The 25,624-nt window shown below is 54.4% G+C and carries 26 protein-coding genes and 1 pseudogene; 13 read left to right on the forward strand and 14 right to left on the reverse strand.

All coding sequences use genetic code 11. The features are described from left to right. Window positions 1-16: 16 nt before the first annotated feature. The 4 genes from flgG to IEX96_RS11920 all read left to right on the forward strand — a co-directional run bounded on the left by flgG (window position 17) and on the right by IEX96_RS11920 (window position 2,848). Window positions 17-802 (forward strand): flagellar basal-body rod protein FlgG, encoded by a 786-nt coding sequence (gene flgG / locus IEX96_RS11905; RefSeq protein ID WP_150006268.1) that lies wholly within the window; start codon window positions 17-19, stop codon window positions 800-802. Between the two features lie 143 nt (window positions 803-945). Then, window positions 946-1,596, forward strand: a complete 651-nt coding sequence (flgA, locus tag IEX96_RS11910) for a flagellar basal body P-ring formation chaperone FlgA (protein WP_188873989.1) — start codon at window positions 946-948, stop codon at window positions 1,594-1,596. Next, entirely contained in the window at window positions 1,571-2,320 is a 750-nt protein-coding gene (flgH, locus tag IEX96_RS11915) for a flagellar basal body L-ring protein FlgH (RefSeq protein WP_150006266.1), read from the forward strand. The genes flgA and flgH overlap by 26 nt, the downstream gene beginning before the upstream one ends. Window positions 2,321-2,341: 21 nt before the next feature. Beyond that, window positions 2,342-2,848 (forward strand): flagellar basal body-associated FliL family protein, encoded by a 507-nt coding sequence (locus IEX96_RS11920; protein ID WP_150006265.1) that lies wholly within the window; start codon window positions 2,342-2,344, stop codon window positions 2,846-2,848. Between the two features lie 43 nt (window positions 2,849-2,891). Here the strand turns inward: IEX96_RS11920 and IEX96_RS11925 are convergent, their stop codons facing one another. The 6 genes from IEX96_RS11925 to IEX96_RS11950 form a co-directional block, all read right to left on the reverse strand. Beyond that, window positions 2,892-3,542 carry a flagellar hook assembly protein FlgD gene (locus tag IEX96_RS11925; RefSeq protein ID WP_150006264.1) on the reverse strand — a complete coding sequence of 217 codons (651 nt, stop codon included), beginning with the start codon at window positions 3,540-3,542 and terminating at the stop codon, window positions 2,892-2,894. Between the two features lie 51 nt (window positions 3,543-3,593). After that, complete coding sequence (locus IEX96_RS11930) at window positions 3,594-5,084, reverse strand: flagellar hook-length control protein FliK (protein ID WP_188873990.1); 1,491 nt, start codon at window positions 5,082-5,084, stop codon at window positions 3,594-3,596. A 71-nt stretch (window positions 5,085-5,155) separates the two neighbouring features. Beyond that, window positions 5,156-6,454, reverse strand: coding sequence for a hypothetical protein (locus IEX96_RS11935; RefSeq protein WP_150006261.1), 1,299 nt, complete (start codon window positions 6,452-6,454; stop codon window positions 5,156-5,158). An 88-nt stretch (window positions 6,455-6,542) separates the two neighbouring features. Continuing rightward, entirely contained in the window at window positions 6,543-7,079 is a 537-nt protein-coding gene (locus tag IEX96_RS11940; RefSeq protein WP_150006260.1) for a hypothetical protein, read from the reverse strand. 2 nt (window positions 7,080-7,081) lie between these two features. Next, window positions 7,082-7,480, reverse strand: a complete 399-nt coding sequence (locus IEX96_RS11945; RefSeq protein ID WP_150006259.1) for a rod-binding protein — start codon at window positions 7,478-7,480, stop codon at window positions 7,082-7,084. An 8-nt stretch (window positions 7,481-7,488) separates the two neighbouring features. Continuing rightward, on the reverse strand, window positions 7,489-8,610 hold the full coding sequence (locus IEX96_RS11950) for a flagellar basal body P-ring protein FlgI (RefSeq protein ID WP_150006258.1): 1,122 nt from the start codon (window positions 8,608-8,610) through the stop codon (window positions 7,489-7,491). A gap of 251 nt (window positions 8,611-8,861) precedes the next feature. On the opposite strand from IEX96_RS11950, the gene IEX96_RS11955 reads away from it, so the two are divergent. Continuing rightward, a complete protein-coding gene (locus IEX96_RS11955; protein ID WP_150006257.1) occupies window positions 8,862-9,641 on the forward strand; it encodes a response regulator transcription factor in 780 nt (259 codons plus the stop codon). A 288-nt stretch (window positions 9,642-9,929) separates the two neighbouring features. On the opposite strand, the gene IEX96_RS11960 is transcribed toward IEX96_RS11955, so the two are convergent. From IEX96_RS11960 to IEX96_RS11980, 5 genes are all read right to left on the reverse strand, one after another. Continuing rightward, the gene (locus IEX96_RS11960; RefSeq protein ID WP_150006256.1) at window positions 9,930-10,742 is read right to left on the reverse strand and encodes a DUF1217 domain-containing protein; all 813 of its coding nucleotides are present in this window, start codon (window positions 10,740-10,742) and stop codon (window positions 9,930-9,932) included. Continuing rightward, window positions 10,739-11,095 (reverse strand): flagellar protein FlaG, encoded by a 357-nt coding sequence (locus IEX96_RS11965; RefSeq protein ID WP_150006255.1) that lies wholly within the window; start codon window positions 11,093-11,095, stop codon window positions 10,739-10,741. Before IEX96_RS11965 ends, IEX96_RS11960 begins: the two co-directional genes overlap by 4 nt. Further along, window positions 11,058-11,546, reverse strand: a complete 489-nt coding sequence (locus IEX96_RS11970) for a flagellar biosynthesis repressor FlbT (protein ID WP_188873991.1) — start codon at window positions 11,544-11,546, stop codon at window positions 11,058-11,060. The genes IEX96_RS11965 and IEX96_RS11970 overlap by 38 nt, the downstream gene beginning before the upstream one ends. Then, on the reverse strand, window positions 11,536-11,979 hold the full coding sequence (locus IEX96_RS11975; protein ID WP_150006253.1) for a flagellar biosynthesis regulator FlaF: 444 nt from the start codon (window positions 11,977-11,979) through the stop codon (window positions 11,536-11,538). Before IEX96_RS11975 ends, IEX96_RS11970 begins: the two co-directional genes overlap by 11 nt. Window positions 11,980-12,123: 144 nt before the next feature. Next, window positions 12,124-13,401 (reverse strand): flagellin N-terminal helical domain-containing protein, encoded by a 1,278-nt coding sequence (locus IEX96_RS11980; RefSeq protein ID WP_150006252.1) that lies wholly within the window; start codon window positions 13,399-13,401, stop codon window positions 12,124-12,126. A 558-nt stretch (window positions 13,402-13,959) separates the two neighbouring features. Here IEX96_RS11980 and IEX96_RS11985 point away from each other — a divergent pair. Beyond that, a complete protein-coding gene (locus IEX96_RS11985) occupies window positions 13,960-14,913 on the forward strand; it encodes a site-specific integrase (RefSeq protein ID WP_150006251.1) in 954 nt (317 codons plus the stop codon). Window positions 14,914-14,956: 43 nt separating this feature from the next. On the opposite strand, the pseudogene IEX96_RS14335 reads toward IEX96_RS11985, so the two are convergent. From IEX96_RS14335 to IEX96_RS11995, 3 genes and pseudogenes are all read right to left on the reverse strand, one after another. Then, window positions 14,957-15,350: pseudogene (locus IEX96_RS14335) on the reverse strand (IS3 family transposase); the annotation flags it as partial. A gap of 56 nt (window positions 15,351-15,406) precedes the next feature. Next, the gene (locus IEX96_RS14340; RefSeq protein ID WP_150006402.1) at window positions 15,407-15,679 is read right to left on the reverse strand and encodes a transposase; all 273 of its coding nucleotides are present in this window, start codon (window positions 15,677-15,679) and stop codon (window positions 15,407-15,409) included. Further along, entirely contained in the window at window positions 15,667-16,479 is an 813-nt protein-coding gene (locus IEX96_RS11995; RefSeq protein ID WP_150006401.1) for an ArdC family protein, read from the reverse strand. The genes IEX96_RS14340 and IEX96_RS11995 overlap by 13 nt, the downstream gene beginning before the upstream one ends. Before the next feature lie 490 nt (window positions 16,480-16,969). Between IEX96_RS11995 and IEX96_RS12000 the strand changes: the two genes are divergently transcribed. From IEX96_RS12000 to IEX96_RS12030, 7 genes are all read left to right on the forward strand, one after another. After that, window positions 16,970-17,335: a helix-turn-helix domain-containing protein gene (locus tag IEX96_RS12000; protein ID WP_229773709.1), complete on the forward strand. Its 366-nt coding sequence runs from the start codon at window positions 16,970-16,972 to the stop codon at window positions 17,333-17,335. Next, the gene (locus tag IEX96_RS12005; protein ID WP_150006399.1) at window positions 17,335-18,564 is read left to right on the forward strand and encodes a type II toxin-antitoxin system HipA family toxin; all 1,230 of its coding nucleotides are present in this window, start codon (window positions 17,335-17,337) and stop codon (window positions 18,562-18,564) included. Before IEX96_RS12000 ends, IEX96_RS12005 begins: the two co-directional genes overlap by 1 nt. Window positions 18,565-18,766: 202 nt before the next feature. Further along, the gene (locus IEX96_RS12010; RefSeq protein WP_150006398.1) at window positions 18,767-19,570 is read left to right on the forward strand and encodes an RNA polymerase sigma factor; all 804 of its coding nucleotides are present in this window, start codon (window positions 18,767-18,769) and stop codon (window positions 19,568-19,570) included. Further along, window positions 19,567-20,148 carry a hypothetical protein gene (locus IEX96_RS12015; RefSeq protein ID WP_150006397.1) on the forward strand — a complete coding sequence of 194 codons (582 nt, stop codon included), beginning with the start codon at window positions 19,567-19,569 and terminating at the stop codon, window positions 20,146-20,148. Before IEX96_RS12010 ends, IEX96_RS12015 begins: the two co-directional genes overlap by 4 nt. 1 nt (window position 20,149) lies before the next feature. Then, on the forward strand, window positions 20,150-23,554 hold the full coding sequence (locus tag IEX96_RS12020) for a UvrD-helicase domain-containing protein (RefSeq protein WP_150006396.1): 3,405 nt from the start codon (window positions 20,150-20,152) through the stop codon (window positions 23,552-23,554). A gap of 82 nt (window positions 23,555-23,636) precedes the next feature. Then, window positions 23,637-24,392 carry a multiubiquitin domain-containing protein gene (locus tag IEX96_RS12025; RefSeq protein WP_150006395.1) on the forward strand — a complete coding sequence of 252 codons (756 nt, stop codon included), beginning with the start codon at window positions 23,637-23,639 and terminating at the stop codon, window positions 24,390-24,392. After that, window positions 24,367-25,542 carry a ThiF family adenylyltransferase gene (locus IEX96_RS12030; protein ID WP_150006394.1) on the forward strand — a complete coding sequence of 392 codons (1,176 nt, stop codon included), beginning with the start codon at window positions 24,367-24,369 and terminating at the stop codon, window positions 25,540-25,542. Before IEX96_RS12025 ends, IEX96_RS12030 begins: the two co-directional genes overlap by 26 nt. Window positions 25,543-25,624 lie beyond the last annotated feature (82 nt).

Below are 25,624 nucleotides of genomic sequence, written 5' to 3' on the forward strand. Positions count from 1 at the left end.
GCCAAGGAAAAGCCATATGAGAGCGCTTAAAATTGCAGCCACTGGAATGATGGCGCAGCAAATGAATGTGGAAGTGATCGCCAATAATATCTCCAATGTGAACACCACTGCCTTCAAACGCAATCGGGCCGAATTTTCCGATCTGATGTATCAAACGGAAAACCGGCAAGGGGCCTTTTCATCGGATGCCGGAACCATCATTCCCGCAGGTGTCCAGCTTGGCCTTGGTGTGAAAGCATCTGCCGTTTCGCGTATCGGCGCTCAGGGAGCACTGATCCAAACATCCAATCCTTTGGATGTTGCAATCGAAGGGCGCGGCTTTTTTGCTGTCACGCTTCCCGATGGCGATACGGCCTATAGCCGGGCAGGTAATTTTCAACTTTCCGAAGAAGGCCAGATCGTCACCAATGAAGGCTTCCAGATCGATCCGGGCATCTTCATTCCCCAAGAAGCGACCGACATCATCATCAACGAGGTCGGTGAGGTTTTTGCGCAATTGGATGGGCAGACGGACCCGGTTTCACAAGGACAGATCACATTGGTGACCTTTCTGAATGAAGTCGGACTTGAAGCATTGGGAGACAATCTCTTCCGGGAAACCGCCGCGTCCGGTGATCCACAATTGGGCATCCCGGGTGAAGAAGGCTTCGGTACGATCAGACAGAGATTCGTCGAAGGCTCGAATGTCAATATTGTCGAGGAAATCACCAATCTCATTACCGTGCAACGGGCCTATGAAATGAATTCCAAGGTTATTGAAACCGCCGATGAAATGTCGCGCACAGTGACCAATCTCCGCTGATCCGCATGGCGGCTTCGCAGCAGAACAACGCAAAAGCCATATGGGAGCAGACAGCACCAATGCGCCATCTTGCACATTATATCCGTCACGACACGGCCAGGTCGGGCCCGAACAGATTGTGGCCAGTCCTTGCAGTCATCCTTGTGGCATATGCTCTTTTTGCGCAAAACCCGACAAAAGCAGCACCCGGCAGCCTTCAAACGCTGGAACAAAGACTGGCTGCAGAGATACACAGGCAACATCTGATCCGCCTTAGTGACGATGAGATACTCGTCATCGAACTTGATGCAACAAAGGTGCCCCCCAGCGCTGACATCATCAGTCTGCGCGTTGATCCCGCAACCGGCCGTCTTGCGGCCCTTTTGGCCACAAAGCCGCACCCTGTTCGCGTCAGCGGCCGCGTATCCCGTCGCGTTGAACTGGTGGTTCCCGGCCGCACCATCCATCCCGGCGAAATCATCACGCCGCAGGATTTGGTCCATACCCAGCTACAAAGCAGCAAAATTCTTCCCCAAAGCCTCACAAGTGCACAACAACTTATAGGAAAGGAAGCCCGTCGTGTTCTTGCCGCCGGTCGCGCCGTGGATGCACGCAAAGTGGGCCCACCCCTTCTGGTGGAAAAGAACTCCGAAGTCGATATCCATTTCGCAACCCCCACTCTTACCATCAAGGCCAAAGGGCGGGCACTTGAAGACGGCGGTTTGGGGGATGTCGTCAAGATCATGAATATCGAAAGCAGAAAGATCATAGACGCAAGGATTACCGGCCATGAAACGGTTACAATCGTCAATTAAATACGGCAGCCTGATTCTGGCTGCCATTGCCTTAAGTGGCTGTCATGGACGCTTTGGCCGCATCGGCGAAGATCCGCCCTTGGCACCTGTCGCCAATGAACAGGCGTGGCAAAATGATCGCGTGGTGAGTTATCCCTTGCCACCGGAACAGCAGGTATCCTTGCCGCCAAATGCACTTTGGGTAGACGGCAAAAAAACATTCTTTCGTGATCTGCGGGCCAAATCTGTGGGCGACCTTCTCACGGTGGTTATCGCTATTGATGATGAAGCAGAGCTATCGAACACCACCACGCAAAACCGCACGGCCACATCGAATCTCGGTCTGGATGGCTTTTTCGGGCTGCCAGGAGAATTGGATAGCGCCCTCCCCGACAGTTTCGATCCATCCGCAGCCGTTGATCTCAATAGCGGCAGCGGTCATAGCGGCTCCGGCGCCATTGATCGCGATGAAGAAATTCGCATTCGTATTGCGGCTATTATCGTACAAGAATTGCCCAATGGGAATTTTGTGATTTCAGGGCGGCAAGAGGTCCGCGTTAATGCGGAATTACGGGAAATCCGCATTGCCGGAATCATTCGCCCAGAAGACCTCGCTACAGACAATACCGTCCGTTATGATCAGGTTGCTGAAGCTCGGTTATCCTATGGCGGAAAAGGGGTTATTACGGATGTGCAACGACCTCGATATGGGCAGGAATTCCTTGATATCGTCCTTCCCTTTTAACCCTGTGAAAGAGTGAGCCCCATGTGGCAGACGATACGAAAATATGCGACTCAACCAATAACAATCGGCCTCCTGCTTGCCACGGCATCCGGCTATGCCGTGGGGCATCTGGCGATTATAACAGAAGAAGATCCTGCAACCGAACAGCCCGCTCCAGCCGATAAAACGGCCCAGCAGGAATCCGCAGCCAACAGTCTCTATATCGAAGTCGGGCAATTCGTTGTGCCAATCTATAATGCACAACGCGAGACGGCAGCCTATCTCTTGGCCGAATTAAGCGTATCGACCAAGGACCAGGCAGCGGAAACCTTTTTGCTGCGCAATTTGCCCCGACTTCACCATGAAATTCTCGCCAGTTTCATGGAGGCAGAGTCCGCCGGCTTGCTCTCCGTCACAGCTTCCCAGCAGCCGGATCTCATTGCCAATATGATTGTGCAGGAAATCAATGAACGGCTGCCGGAAAGCAAGCTGGATGCCGTACATTTCAGCCGATTGATGTTCCAGCCGCGCCCCCAAGGGCGTGGCTGAGACACTAAATACCGTTGGCTGAAAACCGATCTGGAACAGCGGCTCAAATAACAGAGGAAATACGGACGAGCTGATCCACACCCGTTTCTGCCCCGCTATCGAGAACGATGCGGCTTTCCCCCCCGTCCCCAATGCGCACCTGCGCCACATTGCCGGTTAACAAGGGCTGCACATTTTGCGCCACGCCAGCACGTTGGGCAGCGATCTCTATATTATAAACCCCATCTTGAACGCGCACGCCGTCCGTTCCGCGCCCATCCCATATCAAGGATTGCAATCCGGGCTGGGAGCCTGATGCCGCAATCGTCGCAACGACCTCGCCTGCCTGATCCAGAATGCGAATATCAACGCCATCAACCGGTTGGTCCAATCGATAGGCAATGGAGGCTCCAGAAGCTGTAAGAGCCGTTTGATCCACAGCAATTTCAACCTGATGCCCCATCAAGGAAACCGAATCCCGCAAGGATTGGCTGCGCATCACATCCAGCATCTGCCGAATCCCTTGATTGGTATCGATTTGCTGTTCCACTTGGCTGAATTGAGCAAGCTGGGCAACGAATTCGGTGTTATCCACCGGGTTAAGCGGATCCTGATTTCGCAGCTGTGTTGTCAGCAATTGCAAAAAGGTGTCGATATCACCGGACAGGGCATTGCCAGTCACGCCCGATACGCTTGTTGTCCCGCCAAAAGCCATGCCATTTTCCCTTTGTCATTCACAAAATCAATATATCCACATTATGGGCCGTCACAGCAGCACATCCGCATGTCCATTCATCGCCCATATATTGCCGTCTCTGGCACCTGTTGCCGCGCTATCCTGAAGCAAGGCGTTATCGGGAAATCCCTCACGCCCATCGCTTGACTCTGGTGCATTGTCCTTGTGTTGGGGCAAAGCATCCTGGCCGGTCCGCCCATCGCGCAAAGACAAATCGATGCGTGCCTCCGATTGCGAGGCTGACTGCGGCCCTGACTGGTCGAACAAGGCCCGTTCAAGATGACGTAGCTGGCCTGTCAAAAGCTCCAGCGTTTCAGGTCGATCAACGATCAAATGCGCCACTGTCCGGCCTTCACGCATGGACAGATGAAGATTTACCTGCCCCAATTCCGATGGATGCAATGATATGCGCACTGATGCGGCTTGTTGCGTTATCCGCATTTCGGCCAAGGCTCCATTGGCCTGAGCTGCTATCTGCTGGGCCAGATTGGGCGATGTGCCGGCAGCCGCGCTGGTGAATGCGGCGGAGAAAATAGTGCCATTGGCCAAGCCGGAAGTGCCAGACATCGCGGAAAACGCGGCATTAAACGGCCCATTCATGGCTCCGTCGCCAACCATATGAGAGGGAGACAGGGAGGGCGCAACACCGCTCGACACAGCCTTCCCGCTCTGATTTGCCAGATCTGAAGACGCCGTGTCCTTATGGGATATGACCCCTTGTGCTTCCTCGGACACAGATATGACGGATGGAGCGGACTCCTTGTCTCCCACGATGGAAAGACGACGCAGCTCCACAGATGCGCTATCAGCCCGCACGCCCCTTTGTGTCCCCAACGCCCCCTCTATCGTTCCGGATGCTGCCATCGTGGACAAGGCAGAATCCGGGGTTCCGGTGCTGGCAATGCTATGCTGCTGATTATGCGCGATCCCAGCTTGCGCACCCCTTTGTACATTTTGCGCCTGCTGCGCCCCTGCCACCATATTATCATCGACTGCCAAAATACGACCACTGGTCGGGTCTTGGACGGTCATTTGTACAGATTGTGACGTCTCTATAGATGAAGCATCCTCATCATTGGACAAAGGGGCATGGCCTGCCTCTATTGATTCTTCGGGAACGGCCCCGGCCAAGACGTTTACTGCAGGCATTTTAGGTGAATCATCTGCGGTTTGCTCCGGCTCGGCATTGGTCGTTTGCATCTGGATATCGCCACCGCCAAATTGAGACACCGGCAAAATCTTTTGCGATGCGGCCGACACAGCCGTGTTTGCGTCGCTTACAAACAGCATGATCGGCATCTGCGCGACATCCGAAATAAAAGGAGCGGGCTGCTCTGTGCTGCGCCCTGACAGATCGGGACGTTGCTGATCGGCCATCTCTTCATCGAAATCCGCTGCGATCCGCGCCTGCGCCTCTGCTGCGGCTTCACGTTCATCCAAAGTTTGCGCTTTAACAGCACCTGGCCCCGATCCCTGACCGAGAACAGGTGCACGCATATCCACAGACCCATTGGCGTTCATCTGCTCCGCTCCTTTGACAAAGGATGTCCAGCATAAATCAACGGAATTAAAGCCGGGGAAAATCTAAAATTTTAAAGGCTTGTTCCCTCACCACCCGGTGGCGGCACATCCGCATGAAAGCCAGCCTGCTTCACCCTGTCCATATCGGCCATGCGTGCGGAAAATCCGTCCTTTATTTTTATCCCCGATGCGATCTGGCGATCAAAATCGGAGCACGTTAAAATTGCCTCGCAACGCACAACGATATGCAATTCGGAGCCAAAAAAATAAAACTGCCCGCGCTTTTTCGCCAGATCTTCGGGGGCCAAGTTTTCCGGCCGGTTGCGACGACGAATGCGAAAAGTATAGCTCTGTATCTCTTGCGCCAAATACTGGCCACGCTCCCAAAGACGCGCTTCGTCTTCGTGCGTGCCCTTGCCCGCCTCAAAGCCTGCCGCAAAATATCCATCTTCCAGTCGGCACGCACCATAGTCCGCTTCCTGGGACAAACGTGCCCCGACAAAGCGCACCATATCCCGGCGAACATCTTCCGCCGGGTGCGTTTCATGATCGAGAATCCGAAACACCCCAATGCGGGCATGAGGGGCTTGTTTCAGCCGCACACGCAAACCGAAAATACTGAGAATACCGCTTTCAAAATCATAATGCCGCCGATCAAGCCACCAAAGAAGCCAACCGCTCATAACCAGAAAAAACGCAATAATCAGCTGCCATTGGAAGAGTGACGACAATGGATCAATGGCGATGGCCGATGCAGAAATGGTAACGGCCACAAATGGCACAAGCCGATATTCATGCAAATCATGCAACCGGTCTTGTGCAAACAATAATGCCGCAGCAGCAATCAACGCCACCGCAGCGCTATCGGGCAGTGGGGGCAAAAGATAATCAGCTCCGAAAAACGGCAAAGCCAGCAACCAAGCGATCAATTTTCCAAGCCATAAAGGCGGCAAAACCATCACGGAGAAAATAGACAAGCCAAGCAAGTGGGAGAAAAAAAGCCGAAGAGACGCTTTTCTGGTCGCAAATTCGACTCTTTGAAAAAGACGGAAACCCCAGGACCAGAAAACAACAAGCCCAAAGGGCAAAGCGGGCAGCATATTCTCTGCGTCCGAGGTCGTGGACGTCCATAAGGCCATCAAGACGAACAGCAGAATAATGCCCGCCGTCCAACCATAAAGCATCTGGCGAAAATACAAACAAACGCCAATCACAATAGTCAGGAAAGCCGCGACAGCCCATATAAGAAAACCAAAGGACAGCGCCCCGACATGGCCTGATCCCGCTCCCATATATGTTTCAAGGAAAACTGCGGTCATGGCCAACAGGCTCATGCCCAGTGCAATCCGGTTAAAAAATAGACGGCGCATCCTCATCTCTCTTTACGGGGGGCTGCCACATCTGGAAGGTTAAAAATGATCCAGAGCCGGACCCTGGACAAAACCATCGGCGCACCGGCTATAATTTGGTGCTTTTCCTCGGGGACGACAGGGTATCCGGACGCCGCCAGCGTCCATCTGCGGAATATGTTCCATCCGCCTGGTTTTTTTCCATCACCGAAAGATAAAGATCATGCAATTGCGTGCATGCATCTCTATGTGCCGCCAAAGTCTCCGCACAGGCACTGGCCTTTGCCTTGCATGCTTTGAGCTTTATCAGAAGAGACGATCCTGCCTGTGACTCTTCACCAAGAATGTCTCCCATATCCGGGTCCGACAAACCGTTGATCATGCGCGACAGATCGTGCAATGCTCGTTGTTGATCATCACATACCACCGGCAAGGCATCATAATCACGCGCTTCCAGACGCGCCTCGATCTCGGCAGTTGCCGCCATTACATCATCCAGACAGGCTTCAACGGCCCGGCTTTCCGATTTGGAATCATCCTCCTCCCCGATATCGCTCTCCGTCAGATCACGATCTTGATCAACAGGCGCCACATCTTTTGCATCGGATGATTTAAACTTGCGGAGAAACAGCTTCACATTTTTCACCGTCACACCTCCTTGCCTGCATTGACGGAATAAAGCGCCGCAATATCGGCATAGACAGCTTCGGCAATGCCCAGACCTCCGCTTTCAGATAAGGCCACGCCTAAATTCTGCCCCATCAGATCACGGGAAATAGATTCACCGAATCCTCCAGAAAACATGCCGTCTTCTGGCATTCCCTTGAACATGGCAGTGACCATTTCCCCAAGCATCAAAGCTTCGAATTCTTTTGCAACCTGCCAGCTTTTTGCATCGTGAAAAGACAGCCCTGCCATATCGGGCACCGGCGTATTGACCGCTGACAAGGGGCCCAGAGACGCAGATGACGGGTGCATTTGGGGGTCGAGAGGAGCCAAAGGGCTAGTAGAGACAGACGAAGATACTGACAGAGGAACGATCTTCATATTTTTTCCTATTCCACAACCAGTTCCGCATGTAAGGCACCAGCCGATTTGATGGCCTGAAGCACGGAAATAATCCCACGAGGCCCAACACCCAGGGCATTGAGGCCATTGATCAGTTCTTGAAGAGTTGGCGCTTCCGGCAAAAGTTGCAGACGTTGTTGTTCCGATGTGTCGACCGCAATATCCGTCCGCGGGACCACAACGGTTTCACCTTGCTCTGCAAAAGGCGCGGGCTGTGAGACTTGCGGCGTTTCTTGCACTTCAATGGTAATGCTGCCCAAGGTCACGGCCACTTCACTGATCCTGACATTCGCGCCGATCACGATCGCCCCGGAATTTTCGTCGATAACCACACGCGCCACTTGGTCCGGCTCAATGACCATGGAACCGATTTCCGCAAGAAATCGCGCCACTTGCCCCTGAAATTCCGTAGGCACAGTGATATTCACCGTCGTCAAATCATCAACCTTGGCAAGCAGAGCCCCAAAATTTTTGTTGATCGCTTCTTCGATCCGTAAAGCCGTTGTGAAATCGGGATTGCGCAAATGCATGCGCAAGCGGGAAAAATCATCCAGATCGAAACCCAATTCCCGCTCCACAATGGCGCCATTGGAGACGCTTGCCGACGTGGGGACACCGCTGGTTACACTGCCCGCCTGCCCCGATGCTGCAAATCCCGATACAGAAAGCGGCCCCTGTGCCACGGCATAAACTTCACCATCTGCCGCCATCAATGGGGTCACAAGCAATACACCACCACGCAAATCGGTCGCATCCCCCATGGCAGACACCGAAACATCGATGGCAGAGCCATTCCGGGCATAAGCAGGAAGATTTGCCGTCACCATCACGGCGGCAACATTACGCGTCCGCAAATTGTCGTCGGGAAGTGCAATTCCCAAACGTTGCAACATGCTGGTGATGCTGACTTCGGTAAAAGGGGTGTTGGTTAACCTGTCGCCGGTTCCGGCCAGCCCAACCACAAGGCCATAGCCGATCAAATGATTATAACGGACGGAATCAAAACTCGCGATATCCTTGACCCGCACCTGCGCAGCCATAACAGGCACGTTCAATGGCGCATAAATACAAAGAAACAGCAAGATAAAGAATTTCTTTTGGCGCGACATGGAAGCCCCCTGAGAATGATCGGAACCGTTATATTTCCGGATTCTTAAATCGTGATATAAAATTATATTTTTATATAAATTTTTAATGAATTAGCATTTTTCTTATATTTAAATTTTTTAACAATTCTATTTATTTATTTATATTTACTTATCATCTTCATGACTTTTATATACATTCTAGACTACATGATTCCGCGACATTCGCGTCTCGGTAGATCATTTAATCTGATGCCTTGATAAAAGGGGGTCTTATGCGAGCGATACTGTTTGACACCAATCTAGATGCTGCACGATCCATTGCTTCGGCCATGGAGCGTGCCAAATTCCCCACCGATTTAATGGAAGAAAAATTACTTCATCACAACCAGCCCTGCGACCTTGGTTTGGAGGCTTATGGTGCTATTTTATTAAGTGAAACCGCCTCCACACCCGAGATCATCAAATCACTCCGCGCCAGCAATCTGGAAGCGGCCATCATCCCCTTGCTTCCCCATCGCAACGCCAGAGCAACGGCCGCCATATTGGGAGCCGGGGCCGATGATGTGGTCATCAAACCGATCAATGGGGAAGAAATGGCCGCTCGAATCCGGGCCATACACCGGCGTGGATTTGCCGCCAACAACACGCTGATGACTGCCGGCGATCTGACCATTTATTTTGACGGTCGCGATCCGGAAGTCCGTGGAAAACGGCTTAAACTCAGCCACCGGGAACATGCCATTTTCATGTATCTTGCCCGGCATATGGGGCGCGTCATCACCAAAGAATCCGTTTATAATGCGGTATATGGATCAGTAGAGATCGCCCCACACGACAAAGTGATCGACGTCTATATCTGCAAAATCCGCAAAAAAATCGCCGATATGACCGGCAACCAACACTATATCGAAACGGTTTATGGCCGGGGATACAAATTCGATCTACCCAAAAACACCGCTCCCGGGCGTGTGCGCATTGGCCGGAAACCGAGAAAAGGACCGCAACCGCGCATAACCTATCCTGCTGCCATCGCCATTCAGGCCGCTGGCTAAGATATTCGACGATCTATATGTTCAACGGAAGAATCTTCGTTGACATGCACATCCTTCAGCCGCATCAGGCTGTTCAGCGGAAGCATCAGGCAGAGAGTCCGGACAAGACGCGCCCAAGCTTCAATTCGTAGCGAGAAAATCCGCGAATATCCGCTTTGGGTGCACACATTATCCATAAGAGACAACAGCGGATTGCCTTCAAGGCAGGCATATTCCCGCCCAAAGCCAAATCCTGTTGTCATATGGGGCATGAAGCGCACACCGACACATGCCATCGCAAAAATTCAATCAAAAAGCGAATGGCCCACGCGCGCCAATGGGAGGGATGAACACAGGCGCATTTGCCGGAGCCCCACCAAGAGATGGCAGCGGTCGAAACAGGCTCAAACGATCTTGCGCGATGCCAGGCAATCCTGTCCCTGTACCACCATTTTCCAAATCGTGAAGAATAGTGAACCGTTTAAGAAACTTATCCAATTCTTCCGGATCTTTGAGTTTGGCAAGATCGAAGCGTTCTGACAATTTCACTGCCAGACGATCAAGGTCTTGTGTAAAAATCTGTCGTGGCAAACGCAAAGCGACCCGAAACACTTCTTGCAACGCCGGATCGGCAAAAATATCGAAATAGCTGTTGATTCTTGGCGCTTGGCGCTGAAAGAACAGGGCAAGTTGCACGCCTTCATTCTGCTGCCCCTGCTCCTCTTCGATCTTTACTGAAAGAAACCGCTGAACGGCCGCTTGCGCAAATTCAAGCGTGGTATTGTTCGGCGTACCGGGGCCACCAAAATTAAATGCAGCGGCCAGATCCCGAAACCGGCGATCTGTCATGCGCGATGCCAGGGACCGGGAATCGGAAAGATCGCTTTCAAGCACTTCCTGCACCAAGGCCTTGGCGAAAAACTGGCTTTCAAGGCCAAAGGCCGTCAGGGTAAAGCGTAACAGCCTGCTATCTTGTACCAGCTCTTCCGCGCTGGAAATATTGGCGATTTCCGTTACGAAATTTTCAATTTCACGCTGCACATCGCCCCGCGAAGACATCAGATCCACTTGCCGCCCCATCGTGCGGTTGACAAGCGAAAATTGAGCAAATGTGCTGTTCATGGCTTCGTCACTTTTTTAAGGACAGGCTCGCCTTCCAAAAGGTCGCCAAGCAAATCGGAGGCGGGTTCCATCGGACGCAAGCCCGGCGGAATCTCGTAGATAACCTTGCCCGTTCCTGCGTCCAGAACCTCGGTGACAAGTCGCGTTTTATCCCGAAAGCGCATCCGCACTTGTTCGGACTTTTCCTTGCGGTCCCGGACATCATTGGCCTGCGCCGAACGAGTTACGGCCTGCGCATCCACCGTGGATTGGCGCCCTTGAGATCGAGAGGCAGCGGCCTGTTGATCAATCAAGGAACCCGTTTGCCCGGCAGGATTATGCTGAGTGCTCCCCAGCGGAGATATGGGTTTCATGCTCGTCTCCATCAATGCTGTAGGTGAACACGCTGCCGGTTTCTTTCCCTTGGCTACAGACGGACGCGCCTTGGTTCACACATTCCTCGCCCATCAAAGTGCGAATATAAACCAGGGCTTTGTAGAAATCGCCCATATGGATGAAATCAAGCGCTTTCATCAGGGCAGATCTTTCTTCCGCATTGGCCGCAGCCAGATATAGCTGTGACCCAAGCTTGTTAATTTCGTTGATATGAATATGCCCTTTTTGCGCTTCGATAAGCTGTGTCTGCACAAGGAAGTAAAACTTCCCGTAATCGCTTCGCACATCTTCGGGCTGCATAATGTCTTTGCTTTTGATCACATGTCCGAAATTCGACAATGTAATGGTGTTGCGGCGATTGCCGTTGGTAACGACGCAGCCATTGATTATGACCTTCTCAAAGGGCTTGAGCCGCAATCTAAGCGCCATGGAATCCTCCCGCCACCGACAAGGCCGCATCTGCTACGGACTGGGCCCTCCCCCCATCTCCTTCAAGACCTTTGATGATGGAACGGTTGAGGTTAATCAGCGGCTCCAAGGATGACTTTCCCTCCACAATATCGGGCGTAATCCGGTCGACGAAAAGCGCCAAACCGATTAGTTGCGCCCGCAAGGACTGCGGCAATGCATTGCCTTTGTCAGCGGCTTCGAACAACACAACGCCCCATAATTCCAGATTGTCCGCAAGGGCTTTATTGCGGTCCCGCATGACATCAGGTGCAAAAGGAGACTGTTCATCCACCAAGGCTTCCAGCGCCGCCGTTACTTTACTAAACAGCCGCCGTTCAATAGCCCTTGGACTTTCCGTTTCACGGATAGTTTGCTTATAAGCGGATGCGCCACCGCGCATGAGTCCGTACATGATCGCGTTCTCCTTGCCATTATACAAGGCTGCCTCTTCCCGCCGCGCCTTTTATTAGCTCTAGCCAAAACACGTCCGACGCGGCGCCCCAAACGCCCGGGGTGCATGGTGCACGCACCCCGAACATGGCTTCTCGACCCGCAATTACCGGAAGAGTGACAGAATGTTCTGCGGATTCTGGTTGGCGATCCCAAGGGCCTGAATGGCCAATTGCTGCTGCACTTGGAAAGCCTGCAAGCGGGTCGATTCTTCATCGAGATCCGCTTCCACCAGAGATGCGACACCCTGTTCAAGAGAATCGCTCAGATTCTGAAGGAAGTTCTGACGATTTTCGAGCGTCCGCTCGAATGTCCCCAAAGTGGAGGAAGACAGGTTCACCTGCCCCACAAGGGCATCGGCAACAACCAGACCAGCCTGCACATTGCCATTGGCACCATTCACCGTGATCGCCCGCAAGGCACCGGTAAATCCGGATTCCTGAATAGCGAACCGCAAAGCGCCATCACCAACAACCACATTATTGATGAAATCGCCCAACGTGTTCACATTTACTGTGCTGCCATCTTGCCCCGTAAAGCTGAAGGCTGTGCCCAAAGCAGCCGTTGCATCAAGCTCGAAAAGGCCATCGGCTGTACCCGTCCCGGCGGTGTCTTCCACATCGGTCAAGGCAAGCGCGCCTTCACCAAACGCGTTAAGAGCGTCATTGATGGCCTGCGCCACATCCGCGCTCACTTGGAAACCAGCTGCGCCATCAACAAGACCGTCAATATCGTCGGCCCCGCCATCGACAAAATCAAGCTGGCCATTGGCGCCGATACCAGTGGCATTCACCCCGTCAATCTGATTGAAAATACCAGGCTGGAAGGCCGCAAAGGCGCTATCAAGCGTGAAATTGGGGTTTGTCGCATCCACAAAGGTGCTGATATCACCCAGATTTTGCTCCACAAGCGTAAAGGTGGAAATATTGAAATTACCGCCATCCCGTGTGATTGTGGTGGTTACGGTCTGGGTGTTGTTGCCGGCCAAAAGATTGATGCCATTGAACGATGTTGCGTTCACGGTACCTTCAATTTCGCCCGCCAGATTATTGATCGTGAACTGCAACTCGTCTAGCGCCTGACCGGAATCAGCAGTGGTCAATGCTTGCTGGATTTCGTTGATGGTTCCAAAGATCGCAGTAATGCCGTTTGTTGCGGTTCGCGCCGCATTGACGGACAGCGTAAGATTGTCACGCAAGCCATTCAACACAGCATTATCGCCACGAACCTGTTGCGACACGAGGAAGAAGGAAGGATTGTCTCTGGCTGTACGCACTTCAAGACCGGTGGAAATCCGATCCTGTGTTTCATTCAAGCTGTTGGTAGCTGAACGAAGAGTTTGCAAAGCGACCTGCGCTTGCACATTGGTAAGAATACCAGCCATTTCAATTGTCCCGTTTTCTCAGGTTAATACGGGCGCCTTCTGACGCTGGGGCACGCTATGCTTTTGTTTCCTAAAAGCATCCTTGCGGCACAGTGAGACTTACATGAGACGTTTAATTTGAGATGAAATGCTAGATTTTAACATTTCAGGTTTTATGTAAATTTATAAACAATGAAATATTGTAGATTCTGCCACCAGCCGGACCATCGGCAGCACCATCCTTGCGCCAAGCGGCTTGACAGCGCGACTTCAAGAGGCACAAGCGGGAAAGACCAGATATTACCAACCAGTCCCGAATATTTATGTTTTGATGGTGGGCGCGGCAAGGATTGAACTTGCGACCCCTACGATGTCAACGTACGGATATATCCGGAATTTCGCAGAAACTAACAGTCTAAGGACAAAAAAAGCCGAGCACATATCGCGAACACTGGCATTTTGCACCCGAGATGCACCCGAGAGGCTTCACAAAATTCAAATCAATGTCTCTCAGCAAAGCCGGGTTAAAAATCACAACCGCCTTATGCATTTTCTTCAATTGCAAAAGGGGGAGAGAACATGAGCTCGTGCAATTTAACGACACCCCTAACCCGAACGAAACAAACCGATGAGGCATACTGGAAACGATTTGAACAACTTGTGCGACAATTTGAAAGAGCGCATGGGCGAGAACCAGATGAAGACAGTGAATTCGTCATGTGGCTGGTCGAGCATGTCCGCCCAACCCTCGCAAAAAGCTCCTGGCGACAATACAAAGCTTCGGTAAAAATGGTCCTCCAAGCCAATAGTAACTCGGGCCATCCCGACGCAATCTACGCACTAAGCATACTTAATCAAGCCGGTCAGCAAGAATGTATCAAAACGACCACTCGGACCTCGGCCGCGAAAGCGAAATGTCTGAATCTGTCGGACTATCAGCTTTTACTCGAAGGATTGTCTCGAACATCGTCGCGCTATGCAAATGTGGCAAAAGCCATTTTCATACTCGGCCTCATGACAGGCCTTCGACCCGGCGAATGGATTCATGCAGAATATGTTGTCGAAAACGGTATAAGCGGAATCCGCGTACGAAATGCGAAAGCGACAAATGGGCGCGCGACTGGCGAGTTCCGGTTTATTCCATTTCCTGTTGGTCCGCATGCCAGACTTGCGCAACGCCTGATCAGTACCTGCAGGCGCTGGCAAATTACCGGGGACTACAATAAAAAATACAAGAGCATGAGTAGCCTGTTCCGGCGAACCGCAAGAAAAATATGGCCAAACGATCACCGGCGGGCGACTCTGTATACGAGCCGCCATATCTTCTCAGCTGCCATGAAAGCGGCACTGCCCGGTGAGGAGGTCTCCAACCTGCTTGGCCATTGCTCTGAAGATACGAAACATCGGCACTACGCCCGTCGCAGCAGGAGTGCACTGTGCCTTCACAACACCATGCGTGAAAACTTCGGCCTACAAGTGCTCCCTTTTCGGCCTAACCGACCACGAGTTCAGAGAGCGCCCGGTCCAGAATAGCCGGCTGGACCTGTCACGGTTTGATTCCGACCCTGAGGCTCATTTAAGCGGCCTTTCTTTCGAAAGCCGAGGGGCTTTTCCAGCCCAATGCTGAATGCCGACGGCGCGGATTGTAGAAGCCGTTGATATATTGGAATAGCGCGGCCTCGGTTTTTCTCCGCGTCGCCCATGCGTTCCGCCAGATCAGCTCGGCCTTCAGGGATTTGAAGAACGTCTCCACGGCCGCATTATCGTAGCAATTTCCCTTTCCGCTCATCGACACGTGAAAGCCCTGATCGCGCAGGCGTTTCTGGTAATCGTGGCTGCAATATTGGCTGCCCCTGTCGGTATGATGGATACACCCCGGCGGGGGCTGACGCAGATTGATCGCCATGTCGAGGGCGCGGATCGCAAGGTCCTTCTTCATGCGATCGCTAACCGCCCACCTTCAACACCCGACACAACTGTTCAATCGGCCAGACCTTCTTCCAAGCATGAATGAAAGCAAAGCGCTTCACTTCCGGCTTGCAAAGAAGGCCGTCGCTTTTCTTAAGATGTCCCGCTCCTCCTTCAGGATGCGGTTCTCCCGGCGAAGCTGTTCAACCTCCTTCAGCAGATCAGCCGACGGCAGGTCAGTTGGCACCTCCGGCCGATACGCCGAAATCCACTTGCCGAGCGTCGAAAGCCCGATCCCTAAATCTGCGGCAACCTGCTTGCGCGTCAGGCCGCTGTTGCGAGCCAGCCGAACCGCCTCGCGCTTGAAGTCTTCTCCGTCTACATGTCCCATAGTTCTGTCTCCTTGATTGTAGATAATCGTCTATCAAGGCCGGAATCAAACCGGGACAGGTCCAGTTCCTCGAAGGCGTATTTTTTCGAGCCGAACGATCCGGACATGTCGCGGTTCAGGCGGTGCGCTGCGCCACTGGCATGACCAAGTTCATGCAAGGCCGTCCGGTGCCAGTTGATCGGCTCGAAATAGGCTTGCGGCGGCGGCACCCGCACATAGTCATGCGCCGGATCGTAATAGGCGCGATTGCCGCCGATGCGGACATCGATACCGGTCGCCGCGATCAGCGCTTCGACCGTCGGTTCGATCAGACTGGGTTCCGGTGGCGGCGCGGCGGCGCCGACGTCCTCGGGCAGGTTCTCGCATTGCGCGGCGTTGAAGACGGTAAAGCGCTTCAGGAACGGGATCGCCTGCGGATCGTCGCCGGTTTCGCGTGCGCGCCTTTTCTCATCGTCGGGGATGAAGCGGTCGGCATAGACGACAGTGGTGCCGCGCTCGCCCTTGCGGACATTGCCGCCGAGCGACAGCGCCTGACGAAAGGTGAGCCAGCTCTGGCCGGGAAAGCCGTGTTCGATGACCGCGCCCCAGAGGATGAGCACATTGATGCCGGAATAGCCGCGACCGGTCGCGGCATTGTTCGGCATGGCGAGCGACGCTTTCGCCGCCGCCGTCCCCCAGGGCTGGACCCATGGGACGCGTCCGGCTTCCAGCTCGGCGATGATCCTGCCGGTGATTTCGTCATAGAGGTTTGTCCGGTCCTTCTTTGCGTTGGACCGAGAACGCGATTTCTTTCGGGACATCACGGGATACTCCGCGACGGGCGCCGGAAGCCTTTCTCCCGGCTTTCAACCCGTCACGGCAAACCTGCCCGCACTCTCACTCTCTCAAAGGGGGCGTTGCGGGGGAAACTCCCCCCCAGAAGGGGTCGGACGAGACGACTGGCTCGGCCGCAGGGGAAGGCCTTCCCCTCCCGGATTTCAGGTCTTCGAGTTCCAATCTACATAGCGTCAGCTTCCAATCATCATGCTCGATGCAGACGCGACGATCCGGTCGGAACAGGAAAGAATCGCTCCTATCCACATATGCGCAGTCGTGAATCATGTCGGGAAGTCCGCGCCAGATGCGGACTTGGCGGTATGATTTGTGCGGGCAACCCTTTTCGCGGGCAGTCGGTCCGGCCCCGGAAGATGGGCTAGCTTTCGGTTGCATTCAGGCAGAGTAATTGATAACCATCATATTTGAGCGCTAAATAAGAGATGGGCTTCAGATATGGCGGTTAAGATAAGTTCTGTGAGCGCGCGACGGGCCCTTGAAGCCCTGGGCGCGAACATCAAGACGGCACGCTTGAAGCGGCGCATCTCCGTGAAGGGCTTCGCCGAGCGGGTCGGTGTGTCCGAAAGCACCGTTACGCGCCTGGAGAAAGGCGATGACGGTGTCAGCATTGGCACGCTGGCGATGGCCTGCCTCGTCCTCGGCGAGATCGAGCGCATTTCCGACTTCCTCGATGCCGGGTCCGACGATACCGGGCTGCTTCTCGATCGGGAAGCGCTCCCCAAGCGGATCGACAAAAAGCGAAAGCCCGGATCGCCGCCATCCGGCAAAGGCCAATCAGCCCCCTTGTCCGATGCGGATGATGAGGAAGGGGTCGGTTTCTAGTGCCGGAAGCGATCGTCGCCCTTGGAGAAGGCAAGCGTGTCGTCGGCCGTCTACGCTTTGAGAGTGACGGGCGGCGTCAGCATTCGCAGTTCGAATACGCCGACGCATGGCTGGCCGCATCCGACCATTTCGCGCTGTCGCCCGGATTGCCCCTGCGCGAAGGCAGCCACTTCAGTACTGGCAAGGAGGACAAGCGTTCGGCACTGTCCGGATGCTTTGCCGACGCCGCACCGGATGCCTGGGGGCGGGCCTTGATGACCAAGGCGCTTGGCGGCGGTCTCAGCGAGTTCGATTATCTGGTCCTGTCCGATGACCGCACACGTCAGGGGGCCTTGCGGTTTCTCGGCGAAGACATGGAGCCGCTGTCCGACCTGACGCCGCCGATCCCGCGCCTGGTCGAACTCGAGCGGTTGCGCGGACTTGCCCAGCGGTTCGAGCGCGATCCCGGTGGTGCGGAGGAAGAGGCGCGCGATCTGGCCGGTATTGCCGGATCGCTCGGCGGCGCGCGCCCGAAGGCCAATGTGGAAGGCGACGGGCATCTCTGGATCGCGAAATTCACGTCGGCGCAGGACACCAAGCCTGTCGAACGCGCAGAGGTCGCCACGTTGAAACTCGCGGCCATGTGCGGGTTGCGGGTCGCCGAAGCGAAGCTGGAACTGCGGGACAGTGACAGTCCGATCGCGCTCATCCGGCGGTTCGACCGGCGCTGCGAGACGCGCATCCCCTATATTTCAGCGAGAACCGCGCTGGACTGGCAGGGTGACGAAGGGGGCTTCTACACGGATATCGCCGATGTGATCCGGCAGATTTCCAGCAAGCCCGTTGACGACCTGCATGAGCTCTGGCGGCGGATCGTGTTCACGATCCTCGTGTCGAACAAGGACGATCATCTGAAGAACCACGGCTTCATCTATGCGGGCGGAGACCGATGGCGGCTGTCACCCGCCTTCGACATCAACCCGTCCCCCTCCCGGCATCGCGTTCTTGAGACCGGCATCGTTAAGGGCGGATCGTTCGACGCCTCATTAGATATCGCGCTCGATGCGTGCCAGTTTTTCGATCTGACGCCGGAGGATGCCAAGCAACACGGATTTCAGATGGCTAAAACGATCGCAAACAACTGGAAGCAAGTCCTGCGCGACGAAGGTGCCTCGCCCGATGACCTGCGAACCTACGCCAATGCGTTTGAGCATTCGGAAACAGAGAGGGCATTGAGTCTGTGCGATTAAAGTACCGGATCATAACAAGCGTTGTGTCCATTGTAGCTGTGGGGGCATTCTTGCTGACTATCGAGAAATTTTATGTTGGACCGGAATGGAATGTGAATATCCAATGTGCTTTTCGCGATATTGTTAATCTATGCATATGAATGAAGTAACAAAAGAAAGAACTGCAACGTGCCCAAATATTTAGAATCGACGAGAGATTAAGATGCCGGGAGACGTCGTTATCACACCTCTTACGAAGAGGCGCCCGACAGGGGAGCTCTACACGCGCGTCCCGAGGGTCCAAGAGCTTTTGGCCGAGTTGACGACTTTGGAGCGTAAACAACTGATCGCGCGTGCCGCGATTTCGAACAGGACAGATCCAGCCTACATTCCTAGTGAATGCTTGGTATATTTCATCCGTGCAAGCCGGAACGATAACAGTGAGGCATGGTTCGAGCGCTTGTACAAAGTGCTCGCGGAGAGGGTTTTGCGGGCTCTTCCCCGTGAGGGAAATGCGGATGGCCAGACCGCCTCACGGACCAAGCTTGCCATACGCGACAAGGCGTTCGGTCGTTTTGTTGAGTTTCTGTCGCACGACCGCACGGTAGGTTCCGAGAAACTTGACTATTTCGAGGTACGTTTTGACGGAGCAGTAGCGAGTCTGCGGCGGGATGCGCAGGAGCAAGCATGGAGAGATGAAAATCGTTCGGCACCACTCGAGTATGATAGGGAGACAGGGGAGCTATCTGAAGAGGTGGAGCGAGCTGCGGGCAGCTTCGACCTCACGGATCAGCTAGAAATCGACGATCCGGATTACCAGTCTCGTCTGGAGGCAGCGATTGACACCCTACCAGGAGAACAAATGAGGATCATCGAAATGTTAAGACAAGAAATTCCTATCGATTCAAAGGATCCGGAGGTGGTCACTATCTCCAGGACGCTGGGAAAGTCGGAGAAAACGATAAGAACCTATAGAGACAAAGCATTTGCGACGCTTCGAGACGCGCTCAAAGGGGATTACCAGTGAACCCCGGTGTCCGCAAACCCACTCGCGAAGAAGTGCTAGATGCCTTCGCCGTTGAACCTCAGCATGATCGCACTGTTCTTGAAAGGTATCTGAAACAATATCCGGAGTACGCGTCTGAACTGGTCGAATTATCTAGAGAAGTCTCAAGGAACATTGGAACCGATCAGAATCCACTATCGGCGCACGAAAGCCGATTGATCGATAATGCTTGGCATCATCATGCGCCGATTGAAACAAAGTCCGGAACTGATCCGCTCGCCGTCCTTTCGGTTCAGCAATCGAGAGATATCGCCAAGAAACTGGATGTCCCTCGTCAGATTATTACGGCGTTCAAAGAACGACGTGTGAGAGTTGAGACTGTCCCAAAGCCCTTTCTCGCTGCCTTAGCAGAGGCGCTGGAGTTCTCCATTGAAGCTTTGGTGAGCAGCTTGTCTTACCCATCGGTTCCAAAGATGGCGCGCAGCTACAAGGCCGAAGTCAAGCCCTCAGTTGGAGCCGCGGTTTCTTTTGAGCAGCTACTGGTTGACGCGGGCGTATCCGAATCGCGTCGGGCAGAGTTGATGGCCAAGGGCGCATAAAATGGACAGCGTCGAGCTCGCACGCCATATCGCGACCGACCTGTATTTGCAGGCCGTGTCAAAAGGGCATGATCCATGTCGACCATATGAGTTTGCAGTCGCCGAAGCACTACGGCGTGGCTTTGATGTTGAATCTACCGCGGCAGGTTCACCATTGTTGGATGGCGGTCGCGCCGCACTCATTCTTGCGGACCGGCTCATTCTACATGAAAACTCTGGAACGCCGTTCGAACAAGCCTTTCTGGTCGCCCATGAGGTTGGACATCTGGAGCTTGGCGACAACGTTGACGATGAACCAGCCGCCGAGATCGATCCAACGCGAACGGCCGAAGCTTCGCTGATCGGTATCGAACGGGTGGTGGATTACGGTCGTCGGCAGCGGCGGGAGGTCCAGATGGACCTGTTCGCAAGAGAGTTTCTACTTCCGCGACCAATTGTCCGGAATCTTCATGTTGAAGATGGACTGACAGCGTCACAGATTGCCGATCGTATTGGTGCTTCGTTCGACGTCGTTGCCCAGCAACTGTTCGATGCCCTGCTATTACCGCAGATCGAGCTCGAAGCAGACGAAGTAGCGATGGAGCAGTCGCCAAACACGCTTCAAACCGTTGCCGCCTCCCATCGCGGCGAAGCCTATCTTCTCGAAGCTGGTCCGGGGACCGGAAAAACCCAGACACTCGTTGCACGCGTGGACGGGCTTATTGAGGAAGGCGTCGATCCTCGCCGTATCCTGCTGCTGACTTTTTCCAACAAAGCCGCTGGCGAGATGGCAGACCGGATTGCCCGCAAGCACAAAGCGGCCGCCACGGCTATGTGGATTGGCACCTTCCACGCCTTTGGGCTCGACATCATCCGTCGATTCCACACGGAATTGGGACTACCAAAAGACCCCCACATGATGGACAGAACTGAGGCGGTAGAGCTTCTTGAGCATGAGTTTCCCCGCTTGGGCCTCACCCACTACCGTAACCTGTACGATCCCACCCAAATCATCGCCGATATGCTCCATGCGATTTCACGCGCGAAGGACGAAGTCGTCGATCCAGTGCAATATGCTGAATTCGCCGCAGAGATGGAATCGACAGCGACGTCACTAGACGAGGAAGTATCCGCGGCAAAAGCCGCTGAGGTTGCACAAGTTTATGCGGTGTATGAACGCTTGAAGGGGGAGTCCAACTGCGTCGATTTTGGTGATTTGGTATCCCTGCCGGTGCGGCTACTGGAGGAGTTTCCGGAGATTCGGAGCCATTTCCAAGAGCGGTATGATCATATCTTGGTGGATGAATATCAGGACGTGAACCGCAGCAGCGTCCGTCTTTTGACCGCGCTTAGCGGCGATGGCACCAATTTGTGGGCGGTCGGTGATGCGAAGCAATCGATCTACCGTTTTCGCGGAGCATCATCCTTCAATATGGCGCGCTTTGGTGCAGAGGACTTCCCGAAGGGCGAGCGTGGCCGCTTGAAGCGAAACTACCGATCTGTCGAAGAGGTCGTGAACACCTTTTCCAGCTTTGCCACAAGTATGATTGTCGGCGATGCTGACAGCGATCTTATGTCCGAACGTGGAGTGAGCGGCACCCTACCGGAGCTGCGGAAAGTGGCTCGGGCTCCAGACCAGACGGTTGCAATTGCCGAGGCGATCGAAGAGCGACGACGTGAAGGCTGCGAATATCGCGACCAGGCCGTTTTATGCACTGGCAACGACAAGCTCTCGGAAATTGGGCAAGATCTTGAGCGACTCGGAATCCCTGTGCTGTTTCTAGGTAGTCTGTTCGAACGACCAGAGATCAAGAATCTGCTTTCGTTGCTCACAATTCTGAGTGATCGGCGAGCTATGGGTCTTGTGCGTGTGGCCTGCATGACGGAGTTCGCGATGCCGATCGAAGATGTCGGTGCCGTTTATAACCATCTCCGATCGTTGGATGGCGAACCTGCTGCATGGTTGAACGAAATTCCCGCTGTTTCTGCTCTAACGGACGAAGGCCGATCAGCTTTGGGAGGTTTGGCGGCAGCGATGCAAGGGTTCGACGCGACGTCTGTACCCTGGACTGTGCTTGCCACCTTGCTGTTGGATCGGACACGCATTGCGGCAGACCTGAGCGCTTCGGACTCGGTTGCCAAAAGAACGCAGGGCATCGCCATTTGGCAATTCCTGAATTTCCTGCGGAGCCAGCCAAACGGACAAGCACAGCCGATTGCCCGGTTGCTCGATCGGGTACGTCGACTGGTTCGCCTCGGCGATGATCGCGACCTGCGACAACTGCCGGCTGCTGCGCAGGGAATCGACGCTGTTCGCCTGATGACGATTCACGGCTCGAAAGGGCTAGAGTTTCGTACTGTCCATCTGCCAGGGCTCAACGCCGACACAATCCCGCGGACTGCTCCAGCGCCGCCTTGCCCACCGCCAAATGGTATGGTGGAAGGCGCCGTCGGGAGTGCATTGGAGATTTTCCGAGCAGGTCAAGCAGAGGAGCAGGAGTGCCTTTTCTATGTGGCGATGTCGCGAGCACGCGACAGACTGATAATCTATGCACCGATGCTGACGTCGAATGGTAGCAGGAGGAATTTGTCCAGTTTCATTGACCGTTTAGGCTCCCATCTGGAGCACAGCACAGTCCAGTCTGATCGCACACTGCCAGCCGCCCCGGAAATGACCACCATACCACTTGCTATAGAAGGAGGTCTCCGATTCAGCGGTCCACAACTGGCTCTCTTTGAGCGTTGCCCCAGACGCTTTTTCTACACGCACATTCTGCAAGTCGGTGGTCGTCGCACAGCGACACCGTTTATGCAGATGCACGAAGCGGTGCGCTCAGTTTTCAAGGCTATCGTCGCCGACGCCAGTGTGATTTCGAACGACAGCGATCTGGATCGTCGACTTGCTGAAGCGTTTTCTGAGCACGGTCTCGAAGACCACGGCTATGTCCGCGAATATAACGCTTACGCGATATCGATGATCCGGTACTTTATTGCCGATCGGGAAGGCCATACGCCTGAAACTCCGACAGCCCTCAGAGTCAGTTTCGGCGAGGAGGAGGTCGTCGTCCACCCAGACGATGTACTTTTGCGACCTGACGGGACGCGGATTATACGTCGGGTACAGACTGGTCATTTTCGGAAGGCGGAGACGGATGATGTCGGAGCGGTTGCGTTTCTTCTGGCGGCACGACAGGCATTTCCGAGTGCTGAAGTTGAGCTCATACACCTGTCGGATCAGTCCGCACAGCCCATAGAATTGACGGCGAGGAAACTTCAGACCCGGCGCGACAAGCTCTCGACCTACCTGCAGGATATCCGGGCTGGCCGGTTTCCGGCAAATGCATCGTCTCGAACCTGTCCGGGATGCCCTGCATTTTTCGTCTGTGGACCAACGCCATCGGGCATTCTCGAAAAAAACTTCGACTAACCTTACCGGTCGAACAAAGTTCCCCCGATTGACCCCTTAGAAGTCGGACAAGGGTCCGGCGCAAGCTAAGGACTCAATCGCTATGACACTCGACGACTTCCCCGATCATGACGATCTCTCCGATGCGCTGCGCGAGGATCGGGCGCTGCGCCCGACGCGGGCCTATCGCATCCGTTTCGCACAGGACAATCTGGACTTTCGCAAGCTGGATGTCCCTGATCCCGTCCCGCTGGGACGGCAAATCCTCACCGCAGCTGGCTGCGATCCGCGCGATGGCTTCAGCCTTTTCGCGATCCTCCCCTCCGGTGATTTCGAGGACGTGCGGCTCGACGAGCCCTTCGATCTGCGCGCGCGCGGTGCGGAACGCTTCGTGGCGTTCCAGACTGATCGTGACTACAAGTTCACGCTGGATGATAGTCAGCTTGAGTGGGGAAAGCCAGCGATCGGTGGCGACGCGCTCTACAAGCTGGCGAAGGTCGGCGAGCATGAAGCAATCTTCTTGCAGATTCGCGGCGGCACGGATCGGCTCTTGGAACCGGACGACCTCGTGGATTTGACCGAACCAGGCATCGAACGGTTCATCACCGCTCCGCGCCCTGCGACGACCTGTGTGATCATCGTCAACTCCCGGCCCCGCGAGGTCGACGACAGGCATGTCACTTTCGAAGATGTCGTGAAGCTCGCTTTCCCTGGTTCGCACGATACTAATGTCGTGTTCTCGATGACATATCGCCACGCCGCTTCGAAACCGCACGCTGGTGAGCTCGCCGCTGGCGGCAGTGTTGATATCAAGAAGAAGGGGACTGTATTCAATGTCACGCGCACTGTTCAGTCTTAACAACGACCTCAAGCGTCTCCGGGATGAAGGCTATTTCGTTCAAGTCATCGGCGGCTTCCTCGTGATGCGCGACGTTCCATACGTCGATAGCGAGTGCGAGGTGCGGATGGGCACCCTGATCTCTAGCCTGACTTTGGCTGGAGATCAGACCCGCCGTCCAGATACGCATGTCATCCACTTCGATGGTGACTTCCCGTGCGGGCCGGACGGCACTCCGATCCGTCAGATATCCCGCCAGAGCGGGACCTTCGACCTCGGGCACGAGCTCACGGCGAGGCATTCATTTTCGAGCAAGCCGGAAGGCGGCTATTCCGACTATTTCGACAAGATGACGACCTACGCCGCCATTCTTTCGGGGCCGGCCGCTGTCCTCAAACCGGATACGACTCCACGCACCATGAAATCGCCTGAAGATGAGGACGAGTCTGTGTTCAACTACACTGAGACGGCGTCAGGCAGGGTGGGCATTGGCGCACTTTCGGCGCGCTTGGAACAAGATGTAGTTGCAATTATCGGCTGCGGCGGAACAGGAGGTTACATCCTTGATCTTGTCGCAAAAACGCCGGTTCCACAGATCAGACTGTTCGACGAAGATGAGTTTTTGCAACACAACGCATTTCGGGCTCCCGGAGCCGCATCGATCGACGACCTTCGCGATTTTTCGAAGAAGGTCGATTACTTCAAAGCGATCTATTCACGCATGCACCGCGGTATCGTGGCCCATGATCTGGCTCTCAGTTCGTCCAATCTGGACCTCCTTGACGGAGTGACGTTCGCCTTCATTTCGATGGATGCCGGCAATGAAAAGAAGCTCGTGGTCGAGAAGCTGGAGACGCTGGGTGCGTCCTTCATCGATGTCGGCATGGGGTTGGAGTTTGACGAGGACTCACTTGGTGGGATTCTGCGTGTAACAGCAAGCACACCGACGATGCGGAACCACGTGCATCAGGGCAGAATGTCATTCGGTGGTGGTGGGGAGAAGGATCTCTATTCCTCCAACATTCAGGTCGCCGATCTGAATGCACTCAATGCCGTCCTTGCCGTAGTGAAGTGGAAGAAGATCCGCGGCTTTTATCGGGACTTGGAACGGGAACATCACTGTACTTACACCACGGATGGCAACATGCTCCTGAACGGAGATACGGAATGATGTATGATACTCACCTAGGGTCAGGACCTATTAAATTCGGGGATTCCCATTTGTTGTAATACGTGATTCACCATGGCAAAGG

The sequence above is a fragment of the Iodidimonas muriae genome (assembly GCF_014647255.1).
Classification (GTDB): Bacteria; Pseudomonadota; Alphaproteobacteria; order Sphingomonadales; family Rhodothalassiaceae; genus Iodidimonas; species Iodidimonas muriae.